The organism is Kitasatospora xanthocidica (genome assembly GCF_014656195.1).
GTDB classification, from domain to species: domain Bacteria; phylum Actinomycetota; class Actinomycetes; order Streptomycetales; family Streptomycetaceae; genus Kitasatospora; species Kitasatospora xanthocidica.
Window position 1 is genome coordinate 20,359 of record NZ_BNBY01000016.1, and the last position, 23,459, is coordinate 43,817.

The 23,459-nt window shown below is 73.2% G+C and carries 18 protein-coding genes and 1 tRNA gene; 1 reads left to right on the forward strand and 18 read right to left on the reverse strand.

All coding sequences use genetic code 11. The features are described 5' to 3' along the window. Positions 1 to 19 precede the first annotated feature (19 nt). From IE332_RS25185 to IE332_RS25270, 18 genes are all read right to left on the reverse strand, one after another. On the reverse strand, positions 20 to 6,286 hold the full coding sequence (locus IE332_RS25185) for an eCIS core domain-containing protein (RefSeq protein ID WP_189920495.1): 6,267 nt from the start codon (positions 6,284 to 6,286) through the stop codon (positions 20 to 22). Continuing rightward, positions 6,283 to 6,693: a hypothetical protein gene (locus IE332_RS25190; RefSeq protein WP_229928893.1), complete on the reverse strand. Its 411-nt coding sequence runs from the start codon at positions 6,691 to 6,693 to the stop codon at positions 6,283 to 6,285. The genes IE332_RS25185 and IE332_RS25190 overlap by 4 nt, the downstream gene beginning before the upstream one ends. After that, complete coding sequence (locus tag IE332_RS25195) at positions 6,684 to 8,693, reverse strand: ATP-binding protein (RefSeq protein ID WP_189920497.1); 2,010 nt, start codon at positions 8,691 to 8,693, stop codon at positions 6,684 to 6,686. Before IE332_RS25195 ends, IE332_RS25190 begins: the two co-directional genes overlap by 10 nt. A 22-nt stretch (positions 8,694 to 8,715) precedes the next feature. Continuing rightward, on the reverse strand, positions 8,716 to 9,984 hold the full coding sequence (locus IE332_RS41965) for a Pvc16 family protein (RefSeq protein ID WP_268256609.1): 1,269 nt from the start codon (positions 9,982 to 9,984) through the stop codon (positions 8,716 to 8,718). Positions 9,985 to 10,063: 79 nt separating this feature from the next. Then, the gene (locus IE332_RS25205) at positions 10,064 to 10,762 is read right to left on the reverse strand and encodes a hypothetical protein (protein ID WP_189920499.1); all 699 of its coding nucleotides are present in this window, start codon (positions 10,760 to 10,762) and stop codon (positions 10,064 to 10,066) included. Continuing rightward, a complete protein-coding gene (locus IE332_RS25210; RefSeq protein WP_189920501.1) occupies positions 10,755 to 11,486 on the reverse strand; it encodes a T4 family baseplate hub assembly chaperone in 732 nt (243 codons plus the stop codon). The genes IE332_RS25205 and IE332_RS25210 overlap by 8 nt, the downstream gene beginning before the upstream one ends. An 11-nt stretch (positions 11,487 to 11,497) precedes the next feature. Continuing rightward, a complete protein-coding gene (locus tag IE332_RS25215; RefSeq protein WP_189920503.1) occupies positions 11,498 to 12,022 on the reverse strand; it encodes a phage tail protein in 525 nt (174 codons plus the stop codon). 7 nt (positions 12,023 to 12,029) lie between these two features. Further along, positions 12,030 to 13,877 carry a phage tail sheath C-terminal domain-containing protein gene (locus tag IE332_RS25220; RefSeq protein WP_189920505.1) on the reverse strand — a complete coding sequence of 616 codons (1,848 nt, stop codon included), beginning with the start codon at positions 13,875 to 13,877 and terminating at the stop codon, positions 12,030 to 12,032. 184 nt (positions 13,878 to 14,061) lie between these two features. After that, the gene (locus IE332_RS41970) at positions 14,062 to 14,514 is read right to left on the reverse strand and encodes a hypothetical protein (RefSeq protein ID WP_268256610.1); all 453 of its coding nucleotides are present in this window, start codon (positions 14,512 to 14,514) and stop codon (positions 14,062 to 14,064) included. A 19-nt stretch (positions 14,515 to 14,533) separates the two neighbouring features. Beyond that, the gene (locus IE332_RS25230) at positions 14,534 to 16,297 is read right to left on the reverse strand and encodes a peptidoglycan-binding protein (protein WP_189920507.1); all 1,764 of its coding nucleotides are present in this window, start codon (positions 16,295 to 16,297) and stop codon (positions 14,534 to 14,536) included. A gap of 294 nt (positions 16,298 to 16,591) precedes the next feature. After that, complete coding sequence (locus IE332_RS25235) at positions 16,592 to 17,227, reverse strand: DUF5753 domain-containing protein (RefSeq protein ID WP_189920508.1); 636 nt, start codon at positions 17,225 to 17,227, stop codon at positions 16,592 to 16,594. Between the two features lie 89 nt (positions 17,228 to 17,316). Further along, complete coding sequence (locus tag IE332_RS25240; RefSeq protein WP_189920510.1) at positions 17,317 to 17,997, reverse strand: hypothetical protein; 681 nt, start codon at positions 17,995 to 17,997, stop codon at positions 17,317 to 17,319. A 301-nt stretch (positions 17,998 to 18,298) separates the two neighbouring features. Next, entirely contained in the window at positions 18,299 to 18,544 is a 246-nt protein-coding gene (locus tag IE332_RS25245) for a hypothetical protein (RefSeq protein WP_189920512.1), read from the reverse strand. A gap of 1 nt (position 18,545) precedes the next feature. Then, on the reverse strand, positions 18,546 to 19,031 hold the full coding sequence (locus IE332_RS25250) for an NUDIX domain-containing protein (protein WP_189920514.1): 486 nt from the start codon (positions 19,029 to 19,031) through the stop codon (positions 18,546 to 18,548). Between the two features lie 115 nt (positions 19,032 to 19,146). Beyond that, on the reverse strand, positions 19,147 to 19,455 hold the full coding sequence (locus IE332_RS25255; RefSeq protein WP_189920516.1) for a hypothetical protein: 309 nt from the start codon (positions 19,453 to 19,455) through the stop codon (positions 19,147 to 19,149). A gap of 626 nt (positions 19,456 to 20,081) precedes the next feature. After that, positions 20,082 to 20,158, reverse strand: a tRNA-Met gene (locus tag IE332_RS25260). Positions 20,159 to 20,586: 428 nt separating this feature from the next. Continuing rightward, positions 20,587 to 21,456, reverse strand: coding sequence for an LPXTG cell wall anchor domain-containing protein (locus IE332_RS25265; RefSeq protein WP_189920518.1), 870 nt, complete (start codon positions 21,454 to 21,456; stop codon positions 20,587 to 20,589). Positions 21,457 to 21,466: 10 nt separating this feature from the next. After that, positions 21,467 to 22,030, reverse strand: a complete 564-nt coding sequence (locus IE332_RS25270) for a C39 family peptidase (protein WP_189920520.1) — start codon at positions 22,028 to 22,030, stop codon at positions 21,467 to 21,469. Between the two features lie 295 nt (positions 22,031 to 22,325). Between IE332_RS25270 and IE332_RS25275 the strand changes: the two genes are divergently transcribed. Beyond that, on the forward strand, positions 22,326 to 23,438 hold the full coding sequence (locus IE332_RS25275) for a 3-methyl-L-tyrosine peroxygenase-related protein (protein WP_189920522.1): 1,113 nt from the start codon (positions 22,326 to 22,328) through the stop codon (positions 23,436 to 23,438). Positions 23,439 to 23,459: the final 21 nt, after the last annotated feature.

The following is a 23,459-nucleotide window of genomic DNA, read 5'->3' on the forward strand; positions in this document are numbered from 1 at the left end:
GGTCGGTCACCTCGGGGAACTACTTCAGCCCGTACAAGTGGAACATCTTTTCGCGGATCCGGCCCTTGAGTTGTTCGAGAGTGGTGATCTCTCCATTCTCGTCGGTCTTGATGTCAAGTGACTTGATCCACATCTGAATCACCAGGATTTCACGGTTGGCCAACCCCTGTACGCGGTTTCCCCGGAAAGCCTTTTCGCTCGTGTCCGCACCCGAAGCGCGCTCGGCCTCACGCTGCTTGTCGAGCTTTCTGGCATGGTCCATGGCGCCTCCCCCTTCCATCGGCAGGTACTTCAGCGCATCGGCCATGGGCATCGCCTCGCCCTGGTGGGCCGTGAGCTGGGGGAAACTGCTCTTCGGGTCGGCGTTCGGGGCGACCCCGGAGACCCGGCTGCCTTCTGCGGCCATCTGCAGCAGCATCCCGGCGTGGATGACCGACCGCTGGTTCCGGTGAACTTCCTTGGCCATGATCAGGCTGCCAAGGAATGCGGCGTCCCGCCCCACGTCGCCGCCGACCCGGTCACCGGCGGCCATCCTCTGGACCCCGGCGACCACGCGGTGGCTGTGGTTGGAGTCGTCGAGGATGCGCTCGGCGACGCCTTCCTTGAAATCGCCGTTCCGGTTGTTGCGACCCTGGTAGGGCAGGGCCTCTTCGTTCCGGCCGTTCTCGCGTTGCCGTTGGACCACAGCCCGCTGCAGACGCAGGGAGTTCTCGACCGTTCGGCGGCGCTGCTTCTCCGCCTCATCGGCGCCGGCCTCGATCCGCCTCAGTCGGGCGTTGCGCACCGTGTTCGTCTCGCGCAGCATCGTGTGCGTGACGGCGGCCGGGCCTCCGCCGGTCGCGCCTTCGAACTCGAACACGTCGCGTGCGCCCTCCTGTCCGAAGCCCAGCATGCGATCGCCGTGATGGTTCATGAACCGGGCCATCGAGGCGAAGCCGACTCCCTGCGGGACTCCGAAGCGTCGCTCGTCCGCAGTCGACTCACGGGTCTTCTCGTAGATCTGCGTCGCACCGCGCACGGTCTGCGGGTGGTTCAGGACCTCGGCGGCGACCTCGTCGAGCATGTCCAGCAGCACCCGCTCGTCCACGGTGAGCGCGCTGGTGAGCTGTACCTGCGGATTGAGGGTGGCCGTGACGGTGAAGTGCTTGTCGCCCTCGATGCCCAGGCTCGACAGCCGGTACCACGCGCGCATCGCACCGAGCATCGCCCGGAGCACCGCGCCCCGCACGCCCCGGTGGAGCAGACGTTGGATCCGCGGGCGGACACGGGCGGCGATCAGCTCCAGGCGCTGCTTCTTCGCGTCCGGGGAGTTCTCGTGGGCGCGGCGTTGGGCGCGTTGCTGTTGGCGCTTCTGGTGCCAGGCGCGCAGGCGGTCGCGTTGCTTGCGGTATCCGTCGCGGAGTTTGTGGGCGCCGTTGGTGAGGGCGCGGCCGAGCTTGCTGTTGAGGAGTTTGCGGCCGAGGGTGCGGGCGGCGACGCGGACGCGGTTGAGGGCGGCCTTGACGGTCTGGCGGGAGGAGTTGAGCGCGCGGCCGACCGCCGAGGTGGGGCGGCGGGGTGCGGTGGACTTGGGGCGGGTGACCTCGCGTCGCGGGCGTCCGGGGGTGGCCGAGGGGTGGCGTTCCGCGTGCTGGACGGTGTGCCGGGCGGGGCCGGTACGGGCGGGGCGGGCGCGGCCGGGGGAGGGTGGCTTGCGCAGCGACTGGGTGGCGCGGCGCAGGCCCGCGCGGGCCTTGTTGACGGCGTTCCCGGCGGCTTTGCGGGCGCCCTTGCCGGCCTTGGCCAGGCCCTTGAGGATCTTCTGGGCGATCCCCTTGAGCTTGGTGCCGACGGCTTTGCCTGCCCCCTTGAGCTTGCTGAGCAGGAAGTTGGAGATGAAGTCGAGCAGCGCGACCACGCCCGCCGCGACCGCGTCGGCGAACAGGCAGGCGGCCGAGCCGGATTTGACCGCCTTGAGGAAGGTGACGAACTTCCCGATCGCGGCGACGATCTTGCTGATGGTGTTCCACGCCGCCACCAGGCCCTGGATGATCGCCATGATCGCGCCCGCGGCCGGCACGATCAGCGACACCAGCTTCTCGACGACGATCGAGATGATCATCCCGGGCAGTGCGGCGACGATCGCCTGCCAGGCCATCCGTCCGATCTGGGCCATCGAGATGCAGCCCTTGACCAGCACGTTGACGATGGTGGAGGTCAGGCCGACCACCGACTCGACCTTCTCGTTGAACCAGGTCCGCACCGCGCTCTTGATCGCACCCCACAGGTAGTGCTGGATGCCGTCGATCGCGGCGGTGCCGAGCTTCTTCAGCCACCCGCCCGGGTCGGAGGCGATGTCGCCGATCAGGACCGCGAACTCGCCGAAGACCGCGATCGCCTTCTCGACGAAGTCGATCGCGTCCATGACGGACTTGCGGACCGCCTCGATCGCGGCCTTGAGCCCGGCCTCCAGCGCGTTCAGCAGCGCGTTCAGCCCGGCGGCCAGCAGGTCGAGCAGCTTGTTGACGGCGTTCTTGAGCTTGTCCGCCCACTCGTTGACCTTGGCGACGGCCTTGTCGCGCCACTCCTCGATCTTCTTGCGGAACTTGTCCCGCAGCTCGGGGAAGGCCGCCAGCAGCACGTCGCAGATCTTGATCAGCGCGTCCGCGAGCTTGTCGATCAGCTCGACGGCGAACTTGCGCGCCTGGTCGATCGCCCAGTTCGCGAACTTCCGGAAGCCGTCGATGATGTCGTTGATCAGGCCGCGGAAGTAGTCGAAGACCTTGGTGACCGCCTCGACCAGCGCGTCGAAGGCCGCCTTGACCTTGGACTTGACCCAGCCCCACCAGCCCTCGGACTCCTCCTTCTTGCGGTCCTTCTCCTTCTGCGCCTTCTCCTCGGCCTCCTTCCGCTTGTCCTGGATCTTCTGGTTGTCCTGCTGCTGACGGTCCCGGACGTCCTTGTCGGCCTCGGTGCGCTTCTTGCCGATCTGCCCGGTCTTGTCCTGGTGCTCGGCGTCGGCGTCCTGGTCCGCGGTGGTGGCCTTCTGGTCCTGCTCGGTGCGCCACTGCTCGCGCTCGCCCTTGACCTTCTCGGCGGCCTCGCCCCGTTCGCCGGCCTGGGCCTGGGCGTTGTCCGCCACTGCCTGGTCGACCTCGGCCTGGTTCTGCCGGCGTGCCTCGGCCTCGCCCTGCTTCTGCTCGGCCTGTTCGGAGCCCAGTCGGCCCTGGCCCTGGCCGACTGCGGCCTGGATCTGCGGGCCGCGCTCCTGCTGGGTCACGATGCCGATGCCCGGCTTGGTGTCGACCGCGCCGCCGGCCCTGGCGCCCCCGCCCTTGCCCCCGCCGCCCGGTACGGAGGCGGTGAGGGTCTCCTTCGGCACGTCCGGGTAGATCCGGTCCTCGCCCATCGGCTTGGCGGCGTCCTCCCGGCCGACGCCGAGGATCTTCGTGGAACTGTCCTTGAGCTTCGCGGTCTGCTGGTCGGTGCGCGCCGGGTCGCTCTCCCCGGTCAGTTCGACCTCGGGTGCCCGGCCGACCGTGGTGTTCAACGCCGGATCCGTCGTGGGGACGCCGTCGACCGCGCCCTGCACTTGCTGCACTTCCTGCGGCGAGACCTGGGTGCCCGCGTCGTCGGCGACGTGCGGCGCGGCGACCCGGTCGCCGGGGTTCCGGCCCTCGACCTGCTTCTGCTGGGCCTTCTGCTGCTCGCCGTCCGCGCCCTGCGGACCGACCCGCTCCAGCCGCTCCGTCACCGCCACGGCGGGCGGCGCGGCCTCGGGTGTGCCGGACTGGGTCTGCGGTGCGCCGGACGGGCGCTGGACGGTCGGCGGGGCGGCCTGCAACCGGGCGTGCTGCTCGCCGACCGTACGGTCCACCGAGCCGTCCACGCCGTCGAGGGTGGTGGCCAGCTGATCGGGCGGCAGGCTCGCGGCGGTGGCGAGCGCGCTCTGCGGGTCCTGGGCGGAGACGTCGGGCGGGGCCTGCTGCTTCTCCTGCTTGGGCGGGGCGCCCCCGGCCGCGCCACCGGCCGCGCAGCCGCCACCGGAGCCTCCGCCGTTGCCACCGGCACCGCCGTCCGGCTCCGCCTCGGTGGTGGGCTGCTGCGGGCCCGCGCAGGCGCCGCCGCCGGACTCCAGCGAGGCGTCCGGGGCGGGCTGGGTGGCGAGTCCGGCGGGCGCGTCGGCCTGCTCGGCCGCCGGGCCGGTGGCGGCGTCGGCGTCGGCGTCGCGGCCGGTGTCGGGAGTGGCGCCGGGAGTGGCGGCGGGCCCGCCGGGGCCGTCGCCGCCGACCGGACCTGTCGTGCCGGGGGCCGCGGCGGTGAGCTCCGGGCCCGGGCCCTGCGGCTCGGGTGTGGCCCCGGGCTCGGCCTCGCGTGCCTCCTCGGCGGGGGCTTCCGGCTGCTGCGGCTCCGTCGGGGCGGGCTCGGCGGCGGCTGGTGCCGGGGTCGCGGTCGGGTTCGTGGTCGGGTCGGGGCCGATCTCCTGCTCGACCGGCTGCCCCGGCTGGAGGTCGCGGGCGCTCCGGTCCTCGGCCTCGGCGGCGGAGCTCGGCTCGGGGGCGGCCGCAGGCTGGGCCGGGTCGGGCTGGGCCTGCTCGGGAGCCGCCGGCTCCGCCTCGTCCTCGGGCCGGCTCTCCCGCTCGGCCTGCACCTGGTCGGCCTTGGTCGCGGGCGGCGCGGGGAACTCCGGTGCCTCGGCATTCGCGGAGGGCGCGCCGTCCGCGGCGACCGGGATCTGATCGGCGGTCGGCACGGCGGACACGTCGAGGTCGGCCGAGGGCAGGAAGTCCCCGGGGTTGAGCTCCGGCCCGGGCTCGGCCGACTGCGACTGCCGCTCCCGGTCCGTGGCGGGGCCGTCGTGGACCTCCGCGTCCGCGCCGGGCTCCAGGCCCAACGGCCGTTCCTCGTCCGGGGTTTCGCGCTGCTGCTGGTCGCCCTCCAGCATTCCGTGCCGGGCGAGCGGGCTGTCCTCGGCCCGCGCGATCGCGTCCAGTCGCTCGGGTTTGACGGGTGCCGGCTGCGGCAGCGGCGCGGCGGCGGGCTCCTGCGGCTTCGTGCCGGCCGAAGGCTGGGCGGCGGCCTCCGCCGGACCGGCTTCGGCCGAGCCGGGTACGGAGACGGCTGCCGGCTGGGCGCCCTCCTCCGTCGTGGCGGCCTGCTCCGGCCCCGTGTCGGGGGTCGTCGCGGGGGCCTCCCCGACGGTGGGAGGCTGGGCGGCGACGGGCTGGGTTTGGGCCTGACCGGCCTCCGGCTGCGGGGTCGGCTGCGCGTCCGGCGGAGTCTGCGCGGCCTCGCCCTCCGCGGGCTTCGGCTGGTCCTCCTGCTGCTCCGGGCGCTCCTGGTCGTCCTTGCCTTCCTTGCCTTGCTTGTCGCCGTGCCCCTTGCGGCGCTTGCGCCGACGCTTCGGGTCGTCCGACTGCCGTGCCTCTTCGTCGAGTTGACGTTTCCGGTCCTGCTCGTCTCGGTCCCGCTCGTCCGTCTGCGCGCGCTCGTCGGTGGCCCGGTCGGCGGCATCGGTCACCGGCTCGGGCGTCTGCGCGCCGTCCACGTCGGCCGGGCGGTGCTCGGCGGCCTCCACCAGCTCCAGCACCCGGGTGTAGTCCGACGACGGCAGCCGGTCCTCCAGCCGGGCGAGCACGGAGGCCTGCAACTCCGGTGCGAAGCGGGCGAGTTGCAGGCGGACCCGGCCGGAGGAGTCGGTCGGGTCCCCGCGCAGCGAGCGCAGGATGCCGGCTGCCAGCCGGTCGACCAGGGTGGCCGGATCGAGCCGCTCGGTGCGGAACCGGTCGGCGTCGACGGTCGCGTAGCGGAGCCAGCCCGGCGTGGCACTCGGCGTCGCCGCCGCCGGCCGGTCCTCGCGCGCGCCGTGCTCCGCCTCCCGTTCGATCGCGTCCTGCGGCAGGCTGACCGCGCCCAGGTCGCGCCCGGCCCGCAGCGCGCCGAGCGGGTTCGGGGCCTGGACGGTGTGCAGCAGCTCATGGGTGAGCAGCCGCCTGCCGTCCTCGCCGGCCGGGCGGTACTTGCCCTCCCCGAAGAAGAGGTCCGGACCGACGGCGACGGCGTCCGCGCCGATCAGCTCGGTCAGCGCGGCGGAGTCCCGGTCGGTGTGCACCCGGACCCGGCTGAGGTCGTGCCCGAGCCGCGCCTCCAGCTCCCGCCGCAGGCCCGGGTCCAGCGGCTGGCCCGCGCCGGAGACGATCTCCTTCGGCTCGGGCGTACGGGCCTTCGGCGCCCGTGTCTTGCGCCGGGCCGCCTCCTGTGCGGCGTTCGGCCCGGAATCCCGGGCGGGAGCGTTGGTTCGGCTCATGTCCGCCCCCGCCCCCGCTCCGGCGCCCGGCTGCCGCCGGACAGCCCGGTGTGCACGGCGCGGGCGAGTGCCTCGCCGAGCCGCTGCGCCGAGGCGCCCGCGGGCAGCGGCGGCAGTCCGGAGAGCACGTCCAGCACGCGGTCGCCGTGGCCGTTGCCGTCGCCGTCGACCGCGAGCGGTACTCCGCGCGCCTCGACCAGACGGGTCAGCTCGCTCCGGAACGCCGCCGTCAGCCGGTCGTGGTCGATCCGGGCGAAGCCGTCGAGGACCAGCTCGCCGATCTCGACCTCGATCCGCCCGGCCCCGCCCGTGCCCGCGCTGCCCGTGCCCGCGATGCCCGTTCCCTCAATGCCCGTTCCCTCAATGCCGCTACCGCGCCCGCGCCCTGGTCCCTCGGTCAGATCCATCCGGAGACCTCCGAAGGCGTCAGCGAGCGCTCCAGCTTGAGGTACTCGGTGCGCGCGGCGGCCAGCAGGTGGCGCATCTGCATCGGGCAGTCCTCGTCGGCGGCCAGGAAGGCGGCCGACAGCGCGATGTTGCGGATGGAGCCGCCCGCCACGGTGAGCTGGGCGAGCCGCTCCGGGTCGACACCCTGGCTGGGGGTCCGCGCGGGGATGACCCGCCGCCAGATCTCGGCGCGCTCCGGCACTCCGGGGAACGGGAAGTCGGCCACGAACCTGATCCGCCGCATGAACGCGGGGTCCAGCGCCTTCTTCATGTTGGTGGTGAGCACGGCCAGGCCCCGGTAGGCCTCCATCCGCATCAGCAGGTAGCTGACCTCCAGGTTGGCGTAGCGGTCGTGGCTGTCCTTGATCTCGCTGCGCTTGCCGAACAGCGCGTCGGCCTCGTCGAACAGCAGCAGCGCGCCACCGCGTTCGGCCGCGTCGAAGACCCGCCGGAGGTTCTTCTCGGTCTCGCCGATGTACTTGCTGACGACCTGGGAGAGGTCGATGACGAACAGGTCCACGCCGAGCTGCCCGGCGACGACTTCGGCCGCCAGTGTCTTCCCGGTGCCCGACCCGCCGGCGAACAGCGCGGTCACGCCGAGGCCGCGGCGCAGCACCGACTCGAAGCCCCACTCCTGGTAGACCGTGCCGCGCCGGCGGACGTGGGCGACGATCTCGCGCAGCGTCGCGAGCTGGCGCTCCTCCAGGACCAGGTCGTCCCAGGCGGCGCGCGGCTCGACCCGCCGGCCCAGCTCTTCCAGGGACATCCGGGCTTCCACCAGTCCGGCGTTCCAGGCCAGTCGGCTGACGTCCGCACCCTCCCAGCCCTCTCCGCAGCCGCCGTTGCCCTTGGACTCGGCGGCCCGCCGGGCGGTCGCGGCGGCCGAGCGGATCACATGGCCGGGCAGCGAGAACTGCGCGGCCAGCGCGCGGAGTCCGCCCTCGGTGACCCCCGGCGCACCGTCCAGCGCCTCGGCCCAGATCCCCAGCTGCTCCTCGGGGCCGAGCGGGGGCACGGTCAGCCTGGGCCGGTCCGAGGCCCCGGCGGGCGGGGGATCGTCGCCGGACACGACCAGCGGCACCGCGAGGCCGGCGAGGAAGGCCTCCGTGCCGTTCGGGGCCTGGGGGCGCTCCCGGCCCGGCTCCCCGCTCTCCACCAGCAGCGCGGCCGGGATCAGGATCGCCTCGCGCTGCCACAGCCGGGCGAGTTGCTCGCGCTCGGCGGGCTCGGTGGGCAGGTCCTCGCGGTGCGCCGCGTAGAGGCCGAGTCCGGCGCGGTGGGCCGCTTCCGCCGCGATGTCCCAGCGGGTGCGGCGGTCGGCGCCGGTCAGCTCGGTGTGCGGCGGGCCGGACAGCTCGGCCGAGGTCCATCCCCGCGCCAGCTCGGCGGCGCACCGCTCGTGCGGGCCGGGCAGCTCGCCGGGCGGTCCCACCCGGGTGAGCAGGCCGTGCAGCCGCACGTCCAGGTACGGCACGCCGACCAGGAAGTGCAGCACCCGCTCGTCGATCCGCAGCCGGGAGGCGGTGAGCGCCGTCTCGTCGTCCAGTTCGACCAGCCGGAAGCGGCGCAGCGGGCCCACCGGGGTGAGCGCGCTCCAGTGCGGCTGGTCCAGGGCGGCGAGGGCGAGGGAGAAGGTCGGGTACGCGCGCCCAGGGTCGCCGCCCGCCGAGGCGCACCGGGCGGCGGCCGTGGGGTCGATCGCGGGGGCGGCGGCCAGCACCAGGACGTCGCGCTCGAACGGGGTGAGCCCGAAGGAGGCGGTGAGTGCGTCCAGGGCGGTGGCGGGCTGCCGGCGCCCGCCCCGGCGGGTGCCGGGGGCCGGCGGTACGGCGGGCTCGGTGGTACGGCCGGCCGCGTGCGCGTCGACCCGTTCGAGCACGGCGGCGACCGCGGCGGACAGCGACTCCCGGTGCGAGTCGTCCGCCGAGCCGTCGCGGCCCTGCCTCCGGCGCGTGCTCATCTCCAAACCCCCCGTCCTGCGGTCAGTGCGTCAGGTCCACGACCGGGCCGGTGAAGGCCCCGTCGCCGGACACCGTCAACTCGCTCGGCACGCCGTCCACCTGGATCCGGGCCAGGTACGCCGTCGGGCGGACGCCGACGACCGGCACCCGGACCTCGAACGGGTCGGTGCGCGGCAGCGGCGGCGCGGGCGCGCGGAACTGGTGGCTCGCCGCGGGCCGCCCGGCGGGCGGGTGCAACTCGTCCAGCAGCAGCAGGACTTGCTGGTCGTCCCGGAGCGGCAGGTCCAGCCGTACGTCGAGCCGGGCCGAGACCCCGGCCGGTCCGTCGCCGCGGTCCGCGGTGCCGATCGGCGCGACGATCCGCGGCTGCCGGGCGAAGGTCTGCACGTTGGACTCCACGGCGAGGTGCTCGGCGGCCGGCCGGCCGTCCAGTGCCAGCCCGTGCAGCACCTGCACCCGGAACACGCCGGGCGGCAGGTCCTCCGGTACGGCGACCACCAGGCGGTCGTCCCGGACCCCGCCCGGGTCGACCGTCACCCGGCGCTCGCCCAACTGGGCCACCACCAGGTCCGCGCGCAGGCCGGAGCCGTCCACCACCAGCTCCCGGTCCTTGGTCACCGGCCCTTCCGCGGGGGCGCCCTGGGACCCGGCGGGCCGGGAGAGCACCCGCTCGACGACCGGTCCGCGGGACGGCACGGCCCGCACGGAACGGCGCAGCACCGGCTTGCCGGCCACCGGATCGGCCTTGCCCTCCACGAAGACGGCGGTGGCCTGGTAGGCCACGGACAGCGCGTACGGCGTCTGGAACAGCGTCATCCACAGCTTGGACATCTCGTCCACGTCCATCGGCGTGGGCGTGAAGCGCACCCGCTGCGGCGAGGCGGCCAGGTCCGTCCCCACCAGGTACGGCTGGGTGGCCGCCTCCTCGATCAACTGCCGGGACAGCAGCGGCTGTTCGGTCAGCGCCCGGACGACGCAGCCGAGCAGCCGCTGGCCGACCAGCTGGGTCTCCTCGCCGTAGCAGCTGATGAGGTAGTGCAGGTCCAGGGCGGCGGCCGGCCGGGTCAGCAGGGTGCCGTCGGTCGCGCGGGTGGGCGCGTCGCGGTTGCGCAGCGAGGCGTTGGGCGTGACCTGGTAGAGGAAGACGGTGATGGTCGGGTCGGTGGGCGGCTCGGTCGGCGGCTTGCGGGTGCTGACCTCGACCGCGAACGGGATGTCGGGCGAGAGCGCCCGGCTGACGAGCAGCCGCAGCGCCTCGCTCACGGTGGCGATCGCGAGGTGGTTGCTCATGGGCCCACCCGCCCGGTCGTCTGCCCCAGCCGCCCGGTCATGTGGCCTAGCCGCCCGGTCATCTGCCCCAGCCGCTCGCTCATGAGGTCTCCCGGTCGAGGTACTTGTCCAGGTCGAGGGCCGGGCCCGGGCGGGCGGCCGCCGGCTTGCGCGGTCCGGCCGGGGTGGGCTGGGAGGCCCTGACCTCGACCCGCCCGATCTGGACCCGTACCACCCGCTCGACCGGCTGCTGCCGGCGGCGGCTCCCGGTCCCGTGCGCCTGGCCCGGGGCGGCCGCCCCGGCGGCCCGCCGTACGGACGCCGACGCGGCGGCCGGCCGGACCGCTGCGGGCGGTGCCACGGTCGGTGGACCGGGGGCGGTCGCCCGGTGCGGTGCGGTAACGGGCGTCGGTACGACTGCCGGGCGGGCGGCCTCCCTCCGCACCGTCGGCTCGACGACCGGTGCGGCGACGGGGGTGACCGGCGGCGCGATCAGCAGCGGCCTGCGCGGCAGCGGAAGGACGGGTGCGAGGGACGGCCGGTCCTCGCCGGCCACCGCCCGCAGCGCCCTCTCGACCGGCGCCGCGGGCGGCGCCGCCGACGGCCGGGGGAGTGGTGCGGGAGCCGGGCGTCCGCCCGAGCGGCCCGGCCCGAAGGACTCCTCGTCCACGACCGGCGGCGCCGGAGCGAGCGCGTCGGGCCGTTCGAACGGCCCCGGCAGGCGCGGGCGCACCCGTACCCCGGCCCGGTCCCCGCCCGGGCCGCCCTTCGCCACCAGGCGGTCGAAGTGGTCAGGCATCTGCACACAGCTCCAGGTAGTAGCGGCGCCGCAGCGGGCTGAGCGCCAGGATTTCCGGCTCGCTCCAGCCGTAGGCGGTCGCGAGGAGGTGGACGTCGAGCAGGGTCGACCGGGCCCAGTCGTCCAGCTCCTCCCAGAGGTAGGAGGCGATGTCCAGCTCGGCGAGGGCCTGCTCGCCGCACTCGGGGCAGCTGAGGTTCAGCCGGACGTCCGCGCAGGGGTCGGCCGCGGCGGCGGCCTCGGCCACGCGCCGCTGGACCGGTTCGGGGAGCTGCCGGGCGGCGACCGGCTCCCCGCCGTGCTCGGCGGTCAGCACGCACCGCTCCAGCACGACGGCCCTGGCCTGGCCCGCGGGGGCCTGTTCGGCGGCGGCCAGGTCGCCGGGGGTGGGCAGCCGGAAGCCGACCCGCCAGCCGTCCAGCTCCACCCGCAGCGGGCCGTCCGCCGGCCGCGCGGCACCGACCACCTGCCCGGCGTCGAAGGCGAACTCCATCTCCTCCGCGCAACTCGGGCAGCCGAGCCGCACGTTGAGCCGCTCGCCGAACAACTCAGCGCGCAGGACGAAGAGTTCGGCGTCCCGCTGGCCGAGCGGTACGGCCAGCAGCTCCTCCGTCCCGGCGCCCGGACGGGCGACGGTGTGCAGGAGCAGGGCCCGCCCGGTGCGGCCGGCCGCCAGCCCGGCCTCCCAGGCGGCCAACAGGGCTGCCTCCCCCGCGAGTTCCATCGACCGGCCGCTCAGGCCGGCTGCTGGAACGAGGGCTCTTCCGGCTCGGGCGTCTCCTCGTCCCGCTCCCAGCCCTCCACCTCGAGCTTGAGGCTCTGGATCGCCACCGCGTTGGCGTTGGCGTCCAGTTCGCCGAGCACCTGGTACTCACTCGGCCAGGCGCGGTACAGCTTGTGGGCGACCGCCACCTGCCCGGCCTCGTTGAGTACCTGGATCACCAGGTCCTTGCGGAAGTCCCGCAACGAGACCTCCGCCCCGCGGCCCGCGCCGACCATCCAGACCTTGTTGGCCCAGCGGTCGAACTCCGGGTCGTGGGTGACCCCGCGCTCCAGGGTGACCGCCTCGAAGTCGGTGCGCCCCGGCGACTTGCGCGGCGCGCTCGGATCGCCCCCGCTGCGGTGCTTCACCACCTCGGTGGTGCGCTTGAGCGGGCTGATCTTGCTGATTCCGGCGACGACCCGACCGTCCCAGACGACCAGGAACTTGAAATTCTTGTACGGATCGAACCGGTATGGATTGACGGTGAACTCGACCATGGAGATCCTAAACCTCGAACTGTCCGGCGAGCTGTTCGATCTTGACGATCACGAATTCCGCGGGCTTGAGCGGCGCGAATCCGACCACGACGTTCACCACACCGCGATTGATGTCGTCCTGCGTGGTGGTGTCCCGGTCGCACTTGACGAAATAGGCCGAGCGCGCCGACGTGCCCTGGAACGCGCCCTGCTGGAACAGTGAGTGCAGGAACGCGCCCACGTTCAGCCGGATCTGCGCCCACAGCCGCTCGTCGTTGGGCTCGAACACGACCCACTTGGTGCCGCGGTAGAGGCTCTCCTCCAGCATCAGCGCCAGGCGCCGCACCGGGACGTACTTCCACTGCGAGCTGAGCGCGTCGGCGCCCGCCATGGTCCGCGCGCCCCACGCCACCGGGCCCACCACCGGGAAGGTCCGCAGGCAGTTCACCGCGAGCGGGTTCAGCAGGCCGTTCTCCCGGTCCGTCAGCGGGACGGTCAGCGCGCGCACCCCGGGCAGCCCGGCCTCGGTGCCCGCGGGTGCCTTCCACACGCCCCGCTGGCCGTCGGTGCGCGCCATCACGCCGGCGATGGTGCCCGACGGCGGGAAGCTGCGCAGCCGGCCGGTGAGCGGGTCGACCAGCTCCAGGTGCGGGAAGTACAGCGCGGCGTGGTCGTTGCGCACCGAGTCGAAGGCCGACAGGCCCGCCCGGGCGGCGTCCAGCGTCGTCCACGCCTGCGGCGAGTCGACGATCAGGAACATCCGCTGCTCCACGCAGAGCGCCTGGGCGGCCGAGACGACCGTGACGGCGTCGTCCACGCTGGCGTAGCCGGCCAGTTCCGGCAGCACCAGCAGGTTGACGTCCGGCACGTCGCGCAGGGCCTGGATGCCGGTCTTGCCGGCCTCGCTGCCGATCAGGTCCGTCATGCCGGGGGCTCCGCCGTCCTGGCCGCCGGCGAGGGCGAGGACCGGCGGGTTGACCGAGCCCTCCAGCCCGAGGTTGTTGGCGGCCTCACCGAGGAAGCGCACCACGTCGGCCGGGTCGGTGGAGCCGGCGACGACCTGGAGCTGCCGCCCGAACACGCTCACCCGGGTGCCCGCGAAGGCCCGCTTGCCCGGGGCGTCGGGCAGGGCCCGCAGCTTGCGCTCCAGCAGCAGGGCGAGCTCGGGGACGGTGGTCGGCGCGGTGCCGTCCGCGGCGGAGTCGTAGATCTTGACGGTCCGCGAGACGTCGGCGATCTTCACCTGGATCTCGTGGGTGAGGTCCGGCAGGGTGGCCGCGAAGGGCTTGGAGACGGTGCCCACCGGGTCCGGCCGGCTCTCCGCCAGCACCTTGACCCGGACGACGCCCGAGCCGCTGTTCACCACCGTCTCCGCGAACCGGGGGCTGGCGGCCTGGACCGACAGGTCCGCGAAGGACTCCCGGACGGCGCCGGAGGTGTCGAAGACCTGGAGGTTGAAGGTCTCGGCCGGGGTCGGCGTCCGGTAGTCCACGGCGACCCGCAGCCCCCCGCCCCAGAGCCCCGGCTCGACGGCGGTGACCTGCAGGGCCGGGGTGGCGGTGGAGGTCTGCGTCGAGTTGAGCGTGACGCCCGCGGCGGCGCCGGTGCCGGCCGCCGCGACCCGGACCACGATCCCGATCGAGCCCCCGTTGAGGAAGAACTGCTGAACGGCGTAGCTGACCGGGCTCTCGCTCGCGAGTCCGCCGAAACGGCGTTCGAAGTCCGCGAAACTGGTGATGGTGACCGGTTGGTTGAGCGGACCGCGCCGGGTGGCCCCGACGAAGGCGGTCACCGAGGTGCTCACCGCGGTGATGGTACGGACGCCGCTGGGAAGCTCTTCGATGTAGACGCCCGGGTAGGTCGGTGTCGTCGGCAATTCCCCCTCCGTTCACTTCGTGCATCAAGAGACCGGTAAATGGGATCCGGATGCGTTGATGGCAGGCTCAGTCTCGGATTCAGGTGACAATTCGTCAAGGCCTGAACGGGAAAGGCTAATTGTATTACTGGGCTTTTTCGGGGTTGCGGAATTGGGTAGTCCGCAACCCCTGTGCGATGCCCCGTCAGCCGCCTTCGGGCAGGTTCCGGTAGTCGGGCCGGGCCGGCGTGGGGTCCGGCGCGGGGGCCGGCGGCGTCGCCGCGGGTGCGGGTGCGGGTGCGGGCTCAGGCGTCGGCGCTGGAGCCGGTGCGGGCGTGGGCGTGGGTGCGGGTGCGGACGGCGCGGGCGTGGGTGCGGACGGCGCGGGCGTGGGTGCGGCGGGCGCGGGCGTGGGGGCGGGGACCGGCGGCTGGTAGGACGGCGGCCGGGCGGCCCCCAGGAACCAGCCCCAGCTCGCGCCGAACCGGTGCTCCAGGAACCGGAACACGGCGTAGTAGACCGTGCCGAAGCCGGTGACCAGGGCGGAGGTGACGGAGGCGTTGTCCACGTTGATGCCGAGCCGCGCGGCCTGCAGCACGAGGAACGCGACGATGTAGGGCACGCACGTGCGCCACAGGGACAGGGCGAGTTGGTACATCTGTCCTCCTCGGCCGACGTCAGCCGGCGACGGTGAAGCCGTGCGCCTGGCCGAGTCGGGTCAGCGAGTTGATGCCGGGTATGCCGTCCGCCTGCTGCCCGCTGTACCCGTACCGGCGCTGCAGCGCGGAGTAGGCGTCGATGGTCTGGGTGCCGAAGGAGCCGTCGGCCCACTTCCGGTCGAGCAGCCCCTCGGCGACGAGGGCCCGCTCCACCGTGTACACGTCGTCGGCGTGGGTGGTGGCGCCCTGGGGCGCGTCCGGGTCCTGCCGGGCCGCCGCGACCACCCGCGACTTCGACACCTCGGCCAGCGGGATCGCCCCGCCGAGCAGCCGGCGCAGCGAGGACTCGCCGGGCACGCCGTCCGCGTCCCCGCCGGAGTAGCCCAGACTGCGCTGGTAGTCGGCGTAGTTGAGGGTGTCGGCGTCGGTCCAGTCCGGTCCCGGGCCCTGGTCGTAGTGCGAGCCGAAGCCCGCCGCCACCAGCGCCTCGCCGACGACGGTGACCTGCGGACCGTGCGCGCCGTAGCCGTACGGCAGTCCGCCGACGTCCTTCCGGTACCGGGCCGGGGTCTGGTCCGGGGCCGGGTCCGGCTGGGGCGCGGGCTGTTGGGGCGGGGTGACCACCGTGCCGTCGGGGCGCGGCGCACCCGACGTCACCCAGGCGTACAGCGCTGGGCCGGGGCAGTCGGTCGAGTAGCCGTCCTGGTGCCCCTTGATCTCCGGGCCCGCCGGGCCCTGCTGCTCGCAGTACTCGATCGCGTCCCGCAGCCCGTTGAGCTGTTCCGGGGTGGGCACGGTCGAACCGGACGAGCCGACCAGCCCGCACACCGCGTAGTGCGCCTCGTTGAGCGGGACGTCGCCGTTGGCGCTGTTGCGCCGGTTCAGCCCGCGGCCCTCGAACACGTGGCCGTGCTCGCAGACCACGAAGCTGTAGCCGATGTCCGACCAGCCGTCGTCGTCCATGTGCGAGGCCTGGAGGCGCCGGACGTAGGCCGGGCAGGTGTCGTGGGCGTCGAAGGTGTACTCCGTGCCGAGGTAGTGCACCTTCACCCCGGCGCGCGGACCGGCGTACGGGATCGAACCGTTGGGCTCGCGCCAGGGCCGCGCGCCCCACTGGTCCCGGTCCACCAGCTGCAGCCCCGGCCAGCCGGTCGACGGCGGCTGCGGCTGCGGCTGCGGCTGCGGGTCCGGGGTCGGCGCGGGTGGCTCGGGGGCCGGTGCCCCGCCGGCGCCGGCCCATGCCCGCAACTCGTCCAGCGAGCCGTTGAAGACGTCCGCGTCGAGCGGGTCGTCGCTGTACTGGTGGAAGCGCCAGGACGCCTGGATGCGCGGCGAACCCGCGGACACGTAGTCCGCTATCCACAGGAAGTCACCGGCGTTGTCGTCCGTCCGGAACCAGTAGTCCCGGTTGGTGTAGAGCCCGACCAGGCGGTCCGGGTAACGCTGCTTCACCGCCGCCAGCCACCGGTTCTTCGCCTCGGTCGCGTCGCCGTCGCCGACCGACTGCCCGTACGGCTCGAAGTCCAGCACCAGCAGCTCGCCCGCGGGCACCTGCCCCACGACCCGGCAGAAGTGCTCCACCTCACCCTCGACCGGGTTCTCCGCGTGCAGGAAGTGGTAGTGCCCGACCACCAGCCCGCGCCCCCGGGCGTCCGAGAGCTTGTCGGCGTACCCCGACTGGCCGGTGTGGCCGCCTTCGGTGGCCTTGATGAAGACGAACTCCGCGTCTCCCGGAATACCCGACTGGAAGTCGGAGACGTCATAACCCTTCGCGTATGCCATCAGGATGCTCCCCCTTTGCGCCGATGGCAGCCACGGCCGACCGGCCCCATCCCCCGGGGCCCCGACGCCGGCCAGAGCGTCATGCTCACTCCACATGAGAATTGACTGAACGTCAACTTCTTTGATTTGAAGGTGTTCTGTAGGTTCTGCGAGCCTCCTGGGGCGGCCTTTTCCACAGGCCTGTGCCACTGGCACATCCACCGGACGACACGCCGTGGCGAGGGGTGTGCGGGGCCTGTCCGGCATCCAGGGGGCCAACATGTGTCCGGCGACTGTGGAGGCGGGGGTCGGAGGTCAGGAGGTGCGCAGGGCCCTGGTGATGAGGTCCCGGGCGTCGTCGCCGTACACGGCGGACTCGTGGAGCCGGTCGAAGGCGCGGTGGAAGACCTGGACACGGTCGCCGGTGATCGTCTCGCCTCCTCGGTAGCCCTCGACCTCGACGCGGGCGCCGTCGAAGATCCCGAATCCGTCGCCGGGATAGACGGTCAGCCGGGCGCGGGCGGGGATGATGCCGAGGGTGAGGCCGGGCAACGTCAGGGTCTCCAGAAGGTGTTCGAGCTGGGCGCGCATGACCTCGGGGCCACCGATGCCGGTGAGCAGCGCCTGCTCACCGAGCAGGACGTGGAAGCTGCGCCCGGCGGCGCCGAAGTACTGGGCACGGGCGACGCGCTCGGCGGCGCCGGCCTCGATGTCCCGCGGGATGCCGTGCAGGTCGACGACCAGCCGCAGGACCTCCTCGGCGTAGGCGCGGGTCTGCAGGTTTCCCCAGACGAGATCGGGGCTGTAGCCGTGGTAGTGCGTGGTCCGCTCGACGAGCCGGCGGAACTCGGCCTGGATCGGCCCGGTTCCCTGCCGGAGAAGACCCGGCCAGTCGACGGCGGCCGGGCCGGCGGGGGTGAGGTCCGGGGTGGGGATGATGGGGTCGGACATGCGTTTCCTCCTGGGGACACGTGAAGCCCGGTGGACGGGTCGTCCCGCCCGGCGCGTGCGTGCCCCGGGCGAAACGGCGAGCGCGGATGTCAGCGAGCTTGCCGCGACGGCTGAGCGTCGTCGGAGCCACCAGCGAGGGGGATGGCCGCGACCGGCTCCCAGGACAGCTCCCAGGCCAGATCGCCACCCGGACGCGGGAACTGCCGGAACGTCACGTCGAGCAGCTGGAGCGCGCTGAAGCGGACGGGGACGTGGCTGGGCGAGATCCCCCGCAGGGCCGTCTGCAGCGCGTCGGAGGACGCCTCGGCCCAGGCATAGCCGAGCGAGATGTGGTGCCGGCCGCCGTCGTGGAGCAGCGCGCCGGGCCCGCGGACCTCGCGGATCGCGTCGCGTACCCGCTCGCGCAGGTCGACCAGCCGCCCGTCGGGCGAAAGGTCCAGGAACGCCCCGGCCCGGTTGGCGATCGGGGACCCGGCCGTGACCTCCAGCGGGCCGGTGAAGGCCAGGTGCGTGCGCAGGGCGGCGACGAGGTCGTCGCGCTCCTCCGGGGTGATCTTGTCGGCGGTGGTGTCGGCGACCATCTCGATGGTGCAGTGCAGCGTGCCGTCGCCGAGCGGGGTGATCGGGTACGGGCTCATGGCGCCGCGGCACTCGTCGACCAGCCGGGCCAGGGGCAGATCGGCCCGCAGGTCCGGAACGGCGTAGACGTGCAGGACGCGGGCACCGTCGGGCCACGGCGCGCCCTGGAACTTCGGAACGAACTTCTCCACGATCGCTTCTCCGTCACGTCGGTGCGGCGGGCCGTGCCGCGCGGGGCGGTGCGGCTCGCCGCTGTGGTCAGGACTGGCCGAGGAACAGCTGATGGACGGGCTCGAAGGTGTATCCGGGGACCGGTGCCGGACGCCGGCGATGGTGGCGGTGGCGCGGACCCCCGGCCGGATCCGGCGGCCGAGGTCGGAGGCGAGGCGGTCCGAGCGAGCAGCGAGTTCAGGGGTATCGGGGTGTCGGTGTCCTGGACACCGTAGCCGCACGGCATGTGGTGCCAGAAGTGGGTCCCGGCGGGAGGGCGGGTCAGTCGGCGGGAGGGAGGCCGGGCGGCTGCGACGGGCCGGGAGCCAGGCGCTCCAGCAGCCGGTCCACGCTCCCGTCGGGCCGGTAGAGCGTGCGGTACGCGTACAGGTGTCGTCCGCCGGGCAGCGTGGCGACGCCTTCCTCGATGACGGTGCGGCCCTGGGTGATGGCGCGCAGCCGCAGGTCGACGTCCGCGGGCAGGACCGCCTGCTCGCCGGCGGGCGGGCGGCGGTGGCGGCCGGGCACCTCAGGCCCCGACCAGGGCACGCGGATCCGCGGCGCTCTCCCAGCCGTGGGTGGAGAAGCCCCGCGCGTCGCCGGTGAGGTAGGCGGTGAGGGCGGTGTGCGAGGTGGGGAACATCGGGGTGGGCAGCGCCCCGGTCGCCACCCAGACGACGGCGAGGTGCTTGTCCGGCTCGGTGTTCGTCAGCTCGCCGTGCCAGGACGTCGCGGCGAACACCGAGAGCAGGAACGGGCCCTTGTCGTCCCAGCCGGCCTTGACTTGGACGGTGTGGACCAGCCGCAGTTCCTCGGGGGCGACGACCAGGCCCGTCTCCTCGCGCAGTTCGCGGGCGGCGGCCTCGTCGAGCCGCTCGCCCTCCTCGACCTTGCCGCCGGGGATGGTCCAGGCGGGGATCTCGGACCAGGAGTCGTTGGCGTAGTGGATGCAGGCGACCTTGCCCGCCTTCTCGTCGTGGACGATGGCGCACACGGCCTGACGCAGGGACTGCATGGGAACTCCAACAGTTAGTGGGGGAGGGGGTGTTCACGCAATGGCGCTCGGGTGGCGCAGCAGGTCGAGCGCGGTGCGGGCGTAGCCGAGGAGGGATCCTGATCGATGGTCCTGGTCAGCTCGCGGTTCGCTGCCCGGACGGCAGGCGGACTGCCTCGGCGAGCATCGGCAGGTAGTGGCGCAGGTGGGGCGGGACCTTCAGGTCGAGTAGCTCGTCGAGGGGGGCCTGCCGCTCGGCGGGAAATTGTGAGGCGGCGGGCCGGTGGGGCTTGCCATGAAGACCTCCGGACACGGGGTGGTGTTCGAGCGCGCGGAGCCCGGCATCGGCATCCATCGCAGCAAGTACGTTTTCAGGGCGTCGAGTTGATTGGCTGCTTGGCAGTGGAGGCGACCGATGATGGTGCTGTTCGAATGCGCCGTTCAAGCGGATTTCCTCCGGGCGAGCCCGGGGCGAACGGGGACTTTTCGAGCATCCTCGCGCGCACCCCGACGGCTCCTCCAGGTGGCTGCGCAGGGCGTCCGGCAGGGTGGCGGAGCCCAGTGCGCAGGCGGCGAGAGCCCGTTCGAGTGCTGCGCCCCGGACCTGGTCGAGGCGGCGTCGGGCGCCCTCGTGGGCGAGGAGGTCGCGCAGCGCGTAGCCGTCTCGCGATTCACTCGTTCGGCTGGTCAGCCGGGCGGCGATGTTTCGGGCGGCGGGACTGTCGGGGTCGGCCGCGTCGAGGGCAGCGGGGACGTCACACGGTGGTGGCGGAGGCGAGGGCGGCGACCTGGCGGCCGTCGAGGATGCGTCGGCCGACTCCGCCCGCCACCTCGACATCACCGTCGACTAGGCCCTCTCTTTCGGATCTTGTCGGATCAGCGCACGGCGTTGGGCGCCCGGCTGGGCGTGCCGGCGGATCGTCCTCGTACTGGGTCGTACTTGGATGATTCGCCGGTGCGTCCAGGCGGGATGCCCGGCGTCGTGCGCCCGGCAAGATCCGAAAGAGAGGGCCTAGCCCCACGAACAAGGCCCGGGGCCGGAACGCACTGCGTTCCGGCCCCGGGCCTTCGTGGTAGCGGGGACAGGATTTGAACCTGCGACCTCTGGGTTATGAGCCCAGCGAGCTACCGAGCTGCTCCACCCCGCGTCGGTACGGCGACTCTACGGCAGCCATGGCGTAAGGCGAAATCAGCGGCCGGACACGTTGCACGTGCGGACGGAACAGGGGTCGCGGGGCCGGCCGAGCGGCAGGTCCTCGACCTCCGGGAGTCCGAGCTCCTCGCCCTGGTAGAGGTGGACGGATCCGGGCAGGGCGAGGGTGAGCAGGGCGGCGGCGCCGCGGTCGAACCAGAACCGCAGGACGGCCTCGGGCTCGGCGCGGGCCGACTGTCTCCCGGTCCGCGGGCGATCCCGTGCAGCGCACGGCCGACGTCCGCGGCCCTCCGGGCGGCGTCGCCCCGACGGTGAGCTCGGGACCGACCGGGGAGGCGGACGAGTCGCGGGCCCGCGGGCCGTGGGACACGGTTTCGCCCTGACCCCGGCCGCAGGCGGGGGACAGGGCGAAGGGGGCCGGGCTCAGGCGTTGGTGTCGCGCCGGCGGCGGAGGGCGAAGGCGCCGCCCGCGAGCGCCAGGGCCGCGCCCGCACCGCCGATGAGCACGGGTGCCGACGAGGGGGCGTCCCCCGTCCTGCTCGCGGTGCCGTAGCCGCTGGACATGCCCGTGGTGTCGTATCCCGACCCGGGCAGCTTGTCGGCGTAGCGGGCCTTGACCAGCTTCTGGTAGCCACTCAGCGAGACCGACGACTGGCCGTTCAGGCCTTGCCGTGCCTGGTCGTTGAGCGGTTCGACCGTGGTGAGTCTCAGCCGGTACCAGCCGCGGATCTGCGGCTCGGTGAACACCAGGGTGCCCACCGTGGCCTTGCCCGCGTACGTGGCGTCGCTGTCGCCGTCGCGCACGGCCGCCAGGTGCCAGCCGCCGCCGTCAGTGGGGGCGAGCATGACGGTGGCGTTCCGTCCGTTGACCGGGGCGTTCAGCGTGGAGACCAGACGGCTCAGCTTGACCGCCTCGGCGGCGATCGGCAGGGACGTTCCCGCGACGAAGCCGGGGGTGATCTCGTTCAGGGCCAGCGGGTCGTTCACGGTGAACGCCGGGATGCCCTCGCACGGGTCGGCCTTGTCGGGGATGGGCTGCGGCGTCCCGGCCCCGTCGCCCGCCGGCAGCGGAACGCTGAGGAAGCGGCAGACGGTGGCGCGGACATCGGCCGACCTCACCAGGTCGAGGGCGGCCTGGTAGTCCGGGATGTCCGCCGGGAGCGGGTCCATGGGCGCGGCCGCACGGGCGGGGCCCGCGACGGCCAGGAGTGCGGAGGCGCTCAGCACCAGGCCGGTGGTGAGTCGGGAGAGGCGGGAGGCCGCCCTCGTGCGGGACGTGCTTGTTTCGCGCATGCCGCCTGCCTTAACGGGAGATGCCGATCCGGGAGTGGGTCCACCTGAACGAGCTGTTGCTGACGTAGTCGTTGTAGTTCCACCACGTGTAGGTGGCGGTGTCCGGCCACGGGTCGGCGACGGCGATGGTGTTGTTCGACGTGTCGAAGCCGTAGACGACGTTCATGTGGCCACCGCCGGAGGTCCACCCGATGCGGGCGGCGACGGGCCGGGCGGCTTTGACGTCGGTGTAGACCTGGTTGAACGTGGCCGCGCTGGTCAGGCCCGAGCCGGGGTGGGTCATGCCGAGGCTGTTCCAGCCCCTGGCCATGTCGTCCAGCGTGGCGGGCTGGTTGTTGCAGCCGTAGTAGGGCTGGGCGCGGTTGCAGAAGTCCGTCTGCGTACTGCCGTAGCCCTGGAACTTGGCGATCGTCAGTCCGGAGGCGACCCAGCACCACTGGGTCTTCTCCTGCTTGTACATGTTGATGGTGTCCTGCCCCGCCTCGGCGTGGGCCGGGCTCCCTGCGGCGGCGAGCAACGCCGAAGCCGTCAGTGCGACGGCCATCGCCGTGCCCGCGAACGTGGATCTGCCCATCTTCCTGCCTTCCCGCGAAGGTGCGATGCGTGCCCGGGATCTGGCAGAGCTATGGCAGCACGAATGAGCGGCATCTGACATAGTGTGTATAGAAACGGTACCCGCAAGGGTGAATAGTCATATGTACAGGGGGTCTTGCGGCGCTGACGGCCCTGTCGGCCGGAGCCCGCAGGGCGTGCTGGGCGTGCCGGGCCGGTCACCGCTGACCTCGTCGGCCAACTCCGGTGCACCGCACGGGGAATCGTCCGGCAGGCCGGGGTTTGGTACGGCGTGTTCCTGGCGAAATACTTCAACCATGGGCTTATCGCCGGTTGCCGGTCATCCTGCTGTCGCTGTCTTCCGTGAGCCCCGAGGCGGGCGGCCCGTCCCGGTGCTGGGTCCGCGGGTCGACGGTGAGGCGAAGCGGACCGCGGGTGTGCTGGCCGGGGTGGCGAGCCACGCCGGACCTGTCGAGCGGACCGGCGGGCTGCGGCAGGCCGCAGCGGCTGCCGGCGAGCTGGTGGCCGCGCTGTCGGCGCTGGCCCCGGCGGTGGCCGGTGAGGACGTGCCGGCGGAGTCGACCAGTCAGTCGTACTTCCGGGTCCGTGAGGTGGAGCTCTCGGATCAACAGGCCGCCCTGCACGGCGCCCTGGTCATCCACCGCGGTCTGGAAGACCTGTGCGATGCTCCGCTGTCGGGTGCCGACCTGGCCCTGGAGGTGGCCGGGCTGCGGCAGTCGGTGCTCGACCTCACCGGCGCGGCACCAAGCGCCGACGCCGTCCCGCCGGTGACCGTCCCCGAGGCCGGCGCGGGGTCGTCGTCGGAGAGCGTGTGGAGTGCCCGGTGGCTCGTCGGGCACCAGGTCCACGTCCTGTTCAACGTCTGCGCCGCGGTCGCCGTGGCCGACGCCGCCCGCCATCTGCGGCACGGCGACGACGATGCCGCGCTGCTGCGGCTGGCGGACGCGACGGTGTACGTGCGCGGCTTCCCGGCGGCCATGACCCACGCCAGTACGATCCCGGCCGACTACTACATGGCGGCGATCCGTCACACCATGACGCCTCCGTCGACGGACGTCCCGTTGAGCGGGCGCCAGCACCGCGGATACCGGCTGTTCCGGGCGGAGATGAAGGACCTGCTGTCGGTGGTGCCCGACTCCTACGAGCAACTGGCGGCCCGTGCCCCGGAGTTGGCCGAGGCGAGGGGTGCTCTCCTGGAGGCGGACATCGTGGACGCCGAACGGCACGTCACCCTCGCGTACTCGATGGTCCATCTGCGGCGTTCCATCGCTCAGCGGACCGAGGGCCCCGACAACGCCGTCGCCGAACTGCGGCTCATGCGCCACCGCCGCGCGGCCCAGTACGCCCCCCTGACCCGGTTCGGGGACCACTACGTCGCCGACGCCGTGGCAGGCCTGCGCCACTCCTGAGTCCGCGCGCCCGCCGCCCAC

What these genes read in the sequence shown, in the direction of transcription:
- IE332_RS25215 (WP_189920503.1), bottom strand. Translation starts at nt 12,022, where the DNA reads ATGGTCGAGTTCACCGTCAATCCATACCGGTTCGATCCGTACAAGAAT.
- IE332_RS25205 (WP_189920499.1), bottom strand. Translation starts at nt 10,762, where the DNA reads ATGCCTGACCACTTCGACCGCCTGGTGGCGAAGGGCGGCCCGGGCGGG.
- IE332_RS41965 (WP_268256609.1), bottom strand. Translation starts at nt 9,984, where the DNA reads ATGAGCAACCACCTCGCGATCGCCACCGTGAGCGAGGCGCTGCGGCTG.
- IE332_RS25270 (WP_189920520.1), bottom strand. Translation starts at nt 22,030, where the DNA reads ATGGGCAGATCCACGTTCGCGGGCACGGCGATGGCCGTCGCACTGACG.
- IE332_RS25275 (WP_189920522.1), top strand. Translation starts at nt 22,326, where the DNA reads ATGGGCTTATCGCCGGTTGCCGGTCATCCTGCTGTCGCTGTCTTCCGT.
- IE332_RS25185 (WP_189920495.1), bottom strand. Translation starts at nt 6,286, where the DNA reads ATGAGCCGAACCAACGCTCCCGCCCGGGATTCCGGGCCGAACGCCGCA.
- IE332_RS25230 (WP_189920507.1), bottom strand. Translation starts at nt 16,297, where the DNA reads ATGGCATACGCGAAGGGTTATGACGTCTCCGACTTCCAGTCGGGTATT.
- IE332_RS25235 (WP_189920508.1), bottom strand. Translation starts at nt 17,227, where the DNA reads ATGTCCGACCCCATCATCCCCACCCCGGACCTCACCCCCGCCGGCCCG.
- IE332_RS25190 (WP_229928893.1), bottom strand. Translation starts at nt 6,693, where the DNA reads ATGGATCTGACCGAGGGACCAGGGCGCGGGCGCGGTAGCGGCATTGAG.
- IE332_RS25210 (WP_189920501.1), bottom strand. Translation starts at nt 11,486, where the DNA reads ATGGAACTCGCGGGGGAGGCAGCCCTGTTGGCCGCCTGGGAGGCCGGG.
- IE332_RS25265 (WP_189920518.1), bottom strand. Translation starts at nt 21,456, where the DNA reads ATGCGCGAAACAAGCACGTCCCGCACGAGGGCGGCCTCCCGCCTCTCC.
- IE332_RS25195 (WP_189920497.1), bottom strand. Translation starts at nt 8,693, where the DNA reads ATGAGCACGCGCCGGAGGCAGGGCCGCGACGGCTCGGCGGACGACTCG.
- IE332_RS41970 (WP_268256610.1), bottom strand. Translation starts at nt 14,514, where the DNA reads ATGTACCAACTCGCCCTGTCCCTGTGGCGCACGTGCGTGCCCTACATC.
- IE332_RS25250 (WP_189920514.1), bottom strand. Translation starts at nt 19,031, where the DNA reads ATGCAGTCCCTGCGTCAGGCCGTGTGCGCCATCGTCCACGACGAGAAG.